This is a genomic window from Mesorhizobium sp. M7A.F.Ca.CA.003.01.2.1 (assembly GCF_003998945.1).
Classification (GTDB): Bacteria; Pseudomonadota; Alphaproteobacteria; order Rhizobiales; family Rhizobiaceae; genus Mesorhizobium; species Mesorhizobium ciceri.
In genome coordinates this window covers 1-9,461 of record NZ_RZRA01000082.1, presented here as the reverse complement: position 1 = coordinate 9,461, position 9,461 = coordinate 1, and the positions used below count along the sequence as shown (strand labels likewise).

9 protein-coding genes and 1 pseudogene are annotated in these 9,461 nt (G+C 63.0%); 4 read left to right on the top strand and 6 right to left on the bottom strand.

Features of this window, described 5'->3' with window-relative positions; translation table 11 throughout:
• From EN969_RS05905 to uxuA, 4 genes are all read right to left on the bottom strand, one after another.
• On the bottom strand, positions 1-894 hold an 894-nt coding region (locus EN969_RS05905), incomplete at its 3' end, for a zinc-binding dehydrogenase (protein ID WP_127419021.1).
• Between the two features lie 25 nt (positions 895-919).
• The gene (locus EN969_RS05900) at positions 920-2,242 is read right to left on the bottom strand and encodes an LLM class flavin-dependent oxidoreductase (protein ID WP_063170108.1); all 1,323 of its coding nucleotides are present in this window, start codon (positions 2,240-2,242) and stop codon (positions 920-922) included.
• 335 nt (positions 2,243-2,577) lie between these two features.
• The gene (locus EN969_RS05895) at positions 2,578-3,597 is read right to left on the bottom strand and encodes an isopenicillin N synthase family oxygenase (RefSeq protein ID WP_013530313.1); all 1,020 of its coding nucleotides are present in this window, start codon (positions 3,595-3,597) and stop codon (positions 2,578-2,580) included.
• A 316-nt stretch (positions 3,598-3,913) separates the two neighbouring features.
• A complete protein-coding gene (uxuA, locus tag EN969_RS05890) occupies positions 3,914-5,098 on the bottom strand; it encodes a mannonate dehydratase (protein WP_063170107.1) in 1,185 nt (394 codons plus the stop codon).
• Between the two features lie 99 nt (positions 5,099-5,197).
• On the opposite strand from uxuA, the gene EN969_RS05885 reads away from it, so the two are divergent.
• Complete coding sequence (locus EN969_RS05885; protein ID WP_063170106.1) at positions 5,198-5,983, top strand: SDR family oxidoreductase; 786 nt, start codon at positions 5,198-5,200, stop codon at positions 5,981-5,983.
• Between the two features lie 107 nt (positions 5,984-6,090).
• Here the strand turns inward: EN969_RS05885 and EN969_RS05880 are convergent, their stop codons facing one another.
• Positions 6,091-6,897, bottom strand: coding sequence for an SDR family NAD(P)-dependent oxidoreductase (locus EN969_RS05880; protein WP_024502294.1), 807 nt, complete (start codon positions 6,895-6,897; stop codon positions 6,091-6,093).
• Positions 6,894-7,748 (bottom strand): NAD(P)-dependent oxidoreductase, encoded by an 855-nt coding sequence (locus EN969_RS05875; RefSeq protein WP_024502293.1) that lies wholly within the window; start codon positions 7,746-7,748, stop codon positions 6,894-6,896. Before EN969_RS05875 ends, EN969_RS05880 begins: the two co-directional genes overlap by 4 nt.
• Before the next feature lie 232 nt (positions 7,749-7,980).
• Between EN969_RS05875 and EN969_RS05870 the strand changes: the two genes are divergently transcribed.
• The 3 genes and pseudogenes from EN969_RS05870 to EN969_RS05860 all read left to right on the top strand — a co-directional run.
• On the top strand, positions 7,981-8,625 hold the full coding sequence (locus EN969_RS05870) for an isochorismatase family cysteine hydrolase (protein ID WP_024502292.1): 645 nt from the start codon (positions 7,981-7,983) through the stop codon (positions 8,623-8,625).
• 48 nt (positions 8,626-8,673) lie between these two features.
• The gene (locus EN969_RS05865) at positions 8,674-9,225 is read left to right on the top strand and encodes a MarR family winged helix-turn-helix transcriptional regulator (RefSeq protein ID WP_024502291.1); all 552 of its coding nucleotides are present in this window, start codon (positions 8,674-8,676) and stop codon (positions 9,223-9,225) included.
• 44 nt (positions 9,226-9,269) lie between these two features.
• A pseudogene (locus tag EN969_RS05860) lies at positions 9,270-9,461 on the top strand (Enamidase); the annotation flags it as partial.

Sequence of the window (9,461 nt, the reverse complement as noted above, 5' to 3'; positions counted from 1 at the left end):
CCATTCGGCCATCTCACGATAGAAGGCCGGGCGCTGGTCGACAAATTCACGCTGGATAAACCCCCTGATCGTCAGGCTGCGGTGCAGCACTTGCTGCATCAATACCGGCAAGCGGTCGACGCCGGCATCCGCGATGACGTTGTACTGCGCGATCAGCCCGCAGACCGGCACACGCGCAAATTCGTTCAGCAGCGGAAACACCGCGTCCCAGACAGGACCACCGACATTCTCGAAATAGATGTCGATGCCACCGGGGCAGGCTGCCTTCAACTGCTCGGCAAAATCATCGGCACGGTGATCGACGACCGCATCGAAGCCGAGTTCGTCTCGCACGAAGGCGCACTTGTCGGCACCGCCGGCAATGCCGACGGCACGCGCGCCCTTGATGCGCGCGATCTGGCCAACGGCCGACCCGACCGCGCCGCTGGCGGCCGCCACGACGACCGTCTCGCCAGGCTTCGGCTGCCCGATGGTGAGCAGACCGGCATAGGCCGTGAAGCCCGGCATGCCGAGCACGCCAAGCGCCGTCGTGATGGGTGCCGCAGCGGGATCCAGCTTGCGCAGCCCCACACCGTCGGACAAGGCAAAACTCTGCCAGCCGGAATGGGACAACACGATATCCCCTTCGGTAAATTCCGGGTGGCGAGAGATCACGACGCGCGCAACAGTACCGCCTTCCATCACGCCGTCGACATCGACGGGCCTGGCATAGGATTTCGTAGCGTTCATGCGCCCGCGCATATAGGGATCGAGCGACAGATAGAGGATCTGCAGCAGCAGTTCGCCCTCTCCCGGCTGGACGACATCAACCGTCTCGATGCGGAAATCATCCGGCTTTGGCCGGCCTTGTGGCCGCGCCGCGAGCACGATGCGGGTGTTGGACTGGATCGACATCGAAAATCTCCCTGCGAAGAAGGCTCTACTCGAAAAACCGGTTGGGCGGACGCTTCAGGCCGAGATTCTCGCGCAGTGTCGACCCTTCATATTGCCGCCTGAAGATCCCTCGCCTTTGCAATTCCGGCACCACCTTCTCGGCAAAATCATCGAGCCCGGCGGGCAGGTATGGAAACATGATGTTGAACCCGTCGGAACCCTCGCCGATCAGCCATTCCTCCATCTCGTCGGCGATTGTTTCAGGCGTGCCGACAAAAGCAAGGCCGGAATAGCCGCCCAGCCTTTGCGCAAGCTGCCTGACGGTCAGGTTCTCCTCGCGTGCCAGTTCGATGACGCGCTCGCGGCCACTCTTCGAGGCATTGGTCTCGGGGATTTCGGGCAAGGGCGCGTCGGGATCAAAACCGGACGCGTCATGTCCGATGGCGATCGACAGCGAGGCGATGCCGCTCTCGTAGTAGACGAGACTGTCGAGCTTCGCCCGCTTGGCCTGCGCGTCCTCGACGCTGTCACCGACAACGACAAAGGCGCCGGGCAGGATCTTGATGTCGTCACGCGACCGGCCAAGCCTTTCCGCACGGCCTTTGACGTCGGCGAAGAAGCGCTGCCCCGCCGCGAGATCGGCATGGGCGGCGAAAATGACCTCCGCTGTCTCCGCCGCCAGTTGGCGTCCTGCCTCCGAGGCGCCGGCCTGCACGATGACCGGCCAGCCCTGGATTGGCCGCGCGATGTTGAGTGGGCCGCGCACCGAGAGATGCTCACCCTTATGGTCGAGCACATGCAGCCTGGCCGGGTCGAAATAGAACCCGCTTTCGGCGTCGCGGATGAAGGCATCGTCGGCAAAGCTGTCCCACAGGCCGGTGACGACATCGTAGAATTCCCGGGCCCGCCGGTAGCGCTCGTCATGCTCGACATGCTCGTCGAGGCCGAAATTGAGCGCCGCATCCGGATTGGACGTGGTGACGATGTTCCAGCCGGCGCGTCCGCCGCTGATATGGTCGAGCGAGGCGAAGCGGCGGGCAACATGATAGGGCGCGTCGAACGTCGTCGATGCGGTGGCGACCAGCCCGATATGGTCGGTGACGGCGGCGAGCGCCGACAAAAGCGTGAACGGCTCGAACGAGGTGACCGTGTGGCTGCGCCGCAGCGCCTCGATCGGCATGTTGAGAACGGCCAGATGGTCGGCCATGAAGAAGGCGTCGAACTTCGCCGCCTCCAAGGTCTGGGCGAAGCGCTTCAGATGCGCGAAATTGAAATTGGCGTCGGCATAGGCGCCCGGATAGCGCCAGGCGCCGGTATGCAGGCTGACGGGGCGCATGAAGGCGCCGAGGTGCAATTGTTTTTGTGTCATGAAAGTCGTTTCGACCGATCGATACAGTCGAGCACTAGCGCTCGAATCCTAAACTCAGGATCGGACGGTCCGCGCAACTCGGGAAGATATCCTGTTCCTCCACACCGGCCTTTTGCAGCATAGGTTTTGCGCTGTCCGGGACCAGGACAAAAAATGGCCGGGCTCGAATGCGGCCCGGCCAAAAGAAGGTTTGAACCTTCAGAGGGGAACACCGTCCAGCGGAATGGGAGGAAACCGCTAAACGATTTTACCTTTTTGCGCCTATCTCGAAGCCTTGGCGACGAATGGCATTCCAAAAAACATATGAAACGGCAAAAATTCGTGCAGAGCTGAGTTCACGAACCCGCCGCTCCGGCCTGGAGAAGATCGGCATAGTGGCGGCGTGCCACGTCGGGATGTGAACGCAGTCGGCTTTTGAGCACATTGGTGCCGACATCGCGGAACAACGGATTGTCCGGATCGCTTGCCGGCCCGCGCGCTTCGGCCGCCAATTCCTCGGGCAGGGTCAGAAGCGGTATGGTCGCGTCCAGCCGCGCACTGAAGAAGAAGGGAACGGAGATCCGCTCGACGCCGGCAGGCGGCGTCACGACGCGGTGAACGGTGGCACGCAAATACCCATTCGATGCCAGTTCGAGCAGTTCGCCAATGTTGACGACCAGCGTTCCAGGGAGCGGATCCACATTCACCCAGCTTCCGTCATATTCGACCTGCAGGCCCTTGTTGTCGTCCTGCAGCAGCAGGGTGAGGAAACCGCCATCCTTGTGCGCGCCGACGCCCTGGTCGCCTTCGGTCGCGTCACGGCCGGGATAACGGACGATCTTCATGCGATGGTTGGGCGAGTCCCGATAGATCGCGTCGAAGGCGTCCTCGGGCTGATCGAGCGATAGTGCGAAGGCTTTCAGCAGCCGAATGGCCACCGCGGTCGCCTTGGCCTGCCATGCAAGCAGTGCCGGCTTGAGCTCCGGCAGTGCAGACGGCCACTGGTTCGGCCCCTGCAGCCGTGTCCACGGTGCAATTCCAGGTCCCTGCGCTATGGGCTGGCGCTCGACGCCGATGTCGAGTTGCTCACGCCAGTCGGCCGCGCCCTTGGTCAGTTCGCCGCCGGCGCGGGTGTAGCCGCGAAACTGCTGGGATTTGACCATTTCGATGGCCAGCTTGTCGGCCTCCGGCAACGCGAAGAACCGTCGCGAGGCATCGAGCACGTCGTCGATCTCCGGGGCGGAAATTCCGTGGCCGCTGAGATAGAAGAAGCCAACGTCCCGGGCTGCCGTACGCAGGTCCAGGAGAAAGGTACGATACTCGGACGCACCTTGTTCGAGGCGGCTCAGGTCAAGCACCGGCACAATTCTGGGCATGTTCAGCTTCCTTCTTTTCTCTGCCCTGGCTTAGGAGAAGTAGAAGCGACCACCGGCAAGAGCTTCGAGCATGAATGCATCTCAAAGTGACACGCAAGGCGTGCCGATCAAAGCAACAGGAAGTCCAATCCGGGCCGGATGGAAGAACGTCAGCGCTGCATATTATGACCTGTCGGCAAATAATTTCCCGACAAGTGCTTTACCCGCCATGCCTCTCGTGGACCGCACTTTCCAGTGCGACAGCGTATAAGTCGCAGCGGAAGCGCAATCGCGCGTGATCGTCTGTAAATCCCGCCAGCCGACCGGCAAGACGGCTTCAAGCCAGCTCGAACCGCTCGATGGCGCGCATGATGCCGCGCAGCTCGGCGAGGCCCTTCAGCCGGCCGATCAGCGAATAGCCGGGGTTGATCCTGGTCTTGCCGATGTCGTCGGCAAGCAGATGGCCATGGTCTGGTCGCATCGGAATGCGCCAGTCGGCACGGCCTTCCCTGCGACGGCGCGCCTCTTCCTGCATCAGAGCGAGGATAACATGCGCCATGTCGGTGCCGCCTTCGAGATGCTCGGCTTCGTAGAACGAGCCGTCATCCTCGATGGTGATGTTGCGGAGGTGGACAAAGTGGATGCGGTCGGCGAATTCCTTGACCATGGCGACGATGTCATTGTCGGCGCGCGTGCCATAAGAGCCGGTGCAGAACGTCAGGCCGTTGGCGGGGCTGTCGACGGCGTTAAGGATGAAACGCGCATCCTCGGCTGTCGAAACGATGCGTGGCAAGCCATAGAGCGAGAAGGGCGGGTCGTCGGGATGGATGCACATGCGCACCCCCTCCTCTTCGGCCACCGGAATGATCTCGCGCAGGAACCAGGCAAGGTTTTGGCGCAGCTCCTTTGGTCCGATCGCATCGTAGTCCGCCAGGGCCTCGCGAAAACTGTCCCTGTCATAGCTGCGCTCGGTCGCCGGCAGGCCGGCGATCAGGTTGCGTTCGATCCTGTCGATCGCTTCGCTGCTCAATTCCTTCAGCCGCGCTTCCGCTTCGGCGATACGGGCAGCGGTATAGCCGGCTTCGGCATTGACGCGCTTCAGCACGAACAGGTCGTAGGCTGCGAAATCGATGGCGTCGAAACGCAGCGCATAGCCCGTCGTCGGCAGCCGATAGGCGAGATCCGTGCGGGTCCAGTCGACCACCGGCATGAAATTGTAGCAGACCGTCGCAATGCCGGCCTTGGCGAGCGCGCGGATTGAGTCGCGATAGTAGCCGGCGTAGCGCTCGCGTTCCGGCGCGCCGACCTTGAAGGAGTTGTGGACCGGAATGCTCTCGACCACCGACCATGTCAGGCCGGCGGCCTCGATGACACGCTTGCGCTCCAGAATGCTCTCGAGCGGCCAGGCGCGCCCGTCATAGATATCGTGCAAGGCGCTCACCACGCCGGTCGCACCGGCCTGCCTGACATGATCGAGCGTTACCGGGTCGTTTGGTCCATACCAGCGCCAGCACTGTTCCATTGCCGCTTCCTTCTGCGAGAGGATGGCAACCTATTGTTGGACCACAATGGGTGTCAAACTAGGAACCGGTTTCGGACAGCGAATGAAGGAGTTTTCCCAATGAAGGATTTCGACGGCAAGGTTGCCTTGGTGACGGGGACGACCGGGATTGGCCTCGCAACCGCCAGACGCCTCGCTGCAGGGGGCGCTGCGATCATCGCCTGCGGCATCGACCGCGCGGCCAACGCTCTACTGAAAGCGGAGCTGGAAAGCTCCGCAGCCGGGGCGCTGGTCATAGGCGCCGACGTCTCCGTGCCCGATCAGGTTCGCGACGCGGTCGCGGCCGGCGTGGAGCGGTTCGGCGGCCTCGATATCGTCGTCAATTCGGCGGCGGTGCATCCGTACGGAACCGCCGTCAGCACCGATTTCGAGACCTGGAACAAGGCGATGGCGGTCAATGTCGGGTCGATCTATCTGACCGCGCATTTCGGCATCCCGGAAATGGTCCGCAGGGGCGGCGGCGCCATCGTCAACGTCGCTTCGGTGCAGGGCTTTGCCTGCCAGCAAAACGTCGCCGCCTATGCCACCACCAAGGGCGCCATCCACACGCTGACGCGTGCCCTGGCCCTGGACCATGCGCGCTCCGGCATCCGCGTCAATTCCGTCAGCCCCGGCTCGATCCGCACCCCGATCCTGGAGAAGGCCGCCCGCGGCGAGAACGGCACGGACGCCGATGTCGAGGCCGCCTACAAGCGCTTCGGCGAAGCGCACCCCATCGGGCGCATCGGCGAGCCGGAGGAGGTGGCCGAACTTATCGCTTTCCTGTGTTCGTCGAAGGCCGGCTTCTGCACTGGCGCGGACTACAAGATCGATGGCGGCCTGACCGCCGGCATCGGCGTGAAGTAGATCGCGAATGGGGCCTGGCCTTTAGCGGGAGCGGCCGGCATCCGACAATTGGTTTGCCGAATTCTTGCAGATCAATGCTCAAGCAAATCGAGCAGCGAAATTGAGCTTTAGCGAAATTTCGGAAACGCACCGCCATCAGGGGCGTTGGCCCAGCTCTGCAAGGTCTGGCCGCCGTCGATCAGCCAATCCACGCCCGTGACGTGCCTCGCCTCGTCCGAGGCCAGGAAAGCCACGGCGGCCGCGACATCGTCCGGCTGGCCGATGCGGCGCAATGGAATGCGGTCGGCGAAATGCTGGACGCTGCTCTTGAATTCGCCGTCACCGGAAGCCGGCACGCCAAGCGTCGTCTCGATCACGCCGGGGCAAATGGCATTGACGCGTATGCCGTAGGGCGCAGCATCGAGCGCCGCAACCCGCGTCAGGCCGACCACGCCGTGTTTGGAAGCGACATAGCCGGCACCGCCCGAAAGGACGTCCCAACCGGCCATGGATGAGCCCATGTTGACGATCGAGCCACCGGTCCCCGCCTTGATCATCGCCCGAAGCGATGCCTGCAGGACGAGGAAGATACCGCGCAGATTGATACGGATGGTCGTATCCCAGTCCTCGACCGGCAGGTCGTGAACGGGAGCGACGACGCCGGAAATGCCGGCATTGTTGAACACCACGTCGAGGCCGCCGAACGTCTCGACGGTCGCCTCGACGGCGCGCCGCACATCCGCTTCATCGGTGACGTCGGCTTCGATGGCAATGGCGTTTTCACCCAGTGAGCGAGCCAGTTGCTGCGCCGCCGCGCCATTGCGATCGACAATGGCGACGCGCGCGCCTTCGTCAAGGAAACGCCGCACCGCCGCGCCGCCGATCGCGCCGGCGCCGCCAGTGACAAGGATCTTCTTCTGGTCGAATCGTTTCATCCCCCGGTCTCCGGCTTTGGATAGGAACGCCATGAATATTGTGGTTCGAAGCCGATCGTTTCGCGCGCATGGACCGTGTCGAGCACGGCGCCAAAGCCGGCGATCGGCCGCGATAGAGCGACATCGGGATAGACCCGGCGCACGAGCGCTTCGGTTTCCTCTTCCATGAAGGTGTCGGCGGCGCTGAGCAGGACGCGCAGATGGCCGTCGCCTTGCCATTCAAGCGCCCGCAGGAAGCCCTGCCCGGCGTCGCGCGCGTCGAGATAGGCCCACAGGTCGCGGGCACTGTCGGCCGTGGCGCGGCGCGGCCCGACGCCCTCGAAAAATGAACCCGGCGTCTGGATCCACGGCATGCGGATACTGACCGCCGAAAAGGCGCCGCGGCGCACCGCCGCGTCGACGATTTCCTCGCCCAGCCATTTCGACAGGCCGTACGGGTCCTGCGCGCCGACCGGGTGGTCCAGGTCGACCGGCAGATAGGGCGGTCGCACAGGTTTTTCGAAAAAGGGATAGCCGAAGACGCTGAAGGATGAGGCATAGATGAAGCGCCTGGCGCCGGCCATGGCGGCTGCCTCGACCACATTGTAGGCGGTCGCGATGTTGGTCTTGAACACCTCGCCGCCGGCCCGGCCGGTCGGCCGCGGAATGGCCGCGACATGCACAACGGCATCGCAATCGCGCACCAGCTGCAGTGTCGATCCCAGATCGGTCAAATCGGCGGTTGCGTGGCGCCATGCGACCTCACCCGGCACCACGGCATCGACACCAAGCACATCGTGGCCGGCCGCAACCAGAGCCTCGGCCACATGGCGGCCAAGCAGGCCGCTGGCTCCGGTGACGATGGTTTTCATATCTCGGCCTCGGCTCCGCAATTCAGCGGCTTGAATATCATTGATGGTCATACAAATCGAGCACATGCCTGACAAGCGTTGTCAAGGCCATTTCGCGATGGGCAAATAGCGCATACGCTTGTCGGAGCGCGGTGCGCAAGGCCGACCAGCACGCTTTGCGTCGAACGGGATTGACTTGGCATCCACTAGGGTTTTTTGTATGAGCATCAACGATCGGTCAAAGGAGCTCGCCATGTCCGTGGACAGTTTTTCCTCACATCGGCACGATGATGCGGTGCGCCTCGATCCACGCCGTGCGGCCATTATCGTCATCGATATGGTCAATGAGTTCTGCAAGCCCGGCGGGGCCATGGTCCTGCCTGGGTACGAGACGCTGGTCGCGCCGCAACTGGCCGTGATCGAGGCTGCGCGCGCCGCCGGCGTGCCGGTGATCTGGGTCCATGACAGCCACCGACCGGGCATGCGACGAGAGCGCGAATGGCTGAAGCGCACACCGCATTGCCTGGATGGAAGCTGGGGGCCGGAGATCATCGAGGATCTCGGCGCCCGCGATGATGAGATCCATGTCATCAAGCGGCGCTACTCGGCCTTCTTTCAAACCGACCTGGACCTGACGCTGAAAGACATGCAGGTCGATCAGTTGGTCATTTTCGGCGTGGTCACCAACATCTGCGTGCGCTCGACCGTCCATGATGCCTTTTTCCAGGGCTATGAGGTGGTGGTGCCAAGCGATTGCTGCGCGGCAACGGGACCACGCGAGCAGGAAAGCTCGCTCTACGACATAGCGACCCATTTCGGCGTGGTCAGCGATTCGGCTGATGTCGTCGCAGCCCTCCGCGACGGGACGTCGCTTCAACCAGCGGAGGTCGCGGCTTGAGCTTTTCCAAACCGGCGACATCCGAGACAGCGGCGATAGGAGTCCGGTGTGACGACTGAAAAGAAACCGCAATCCGAAAAAGGCGCGACCTCGAAAACGCCGAGCGGCGATGCACCCCCGAGCCGCGAGCAAGTGCTGCAGCAATACGCCGAGACCGGCTATGAACTGGACCGTCACCCGGCGCACGTCATCCGCCGGGCGCATCAGCGCGCGACACTGCGCTTCCAGCAGGTCATGGCCGGCGAAGACCTTTCGCCAACGCAATTCGCGGCGCTCGCCACGATCCTCAAGCATGGCGAAGTCTCGCAGAACCATCTCGGCCGGCTGACGGCGATGGACCCGTCGACCATCAGCATCGTCATGCGCAAACTGCTCAAACACGGGCTGATCACGCGCAGCGCCTCCGAAACCGACCAACGCCTGACGATGATCGCGCTGACCAGCAAAGGGACCGACTATACGCTGGAACGGCTCGAACGCAGCGTCGAGGTCGGGCGGCGGTTCCTGTCGCCGCTCTCCCCGGCTGAGCAGGCGACGCTGCTTCGCCTGCTCCAGCGCATCAATGACGACGACCCAACGAATGGCGACGGCGGCAAATAAGCCGCGTCCAGTCCTTTTTTCCATAACAGCAAAAGTGAGAACCGATGTCGTCCGACCTCCAGTCGTCTGCCAACACGCTCGTCGTCCGCAATATCGGTCTCATGCTGAGCGGCGATCTCGCACAACCGATCATCGACGCCGACACCATCGTCGTGAGCGATGGACGCATATCAGGCATTGGCAAGGCAGGCGACATTGATGGCGGCAGCGCGGCGACGATCATCGATGCGATGGGC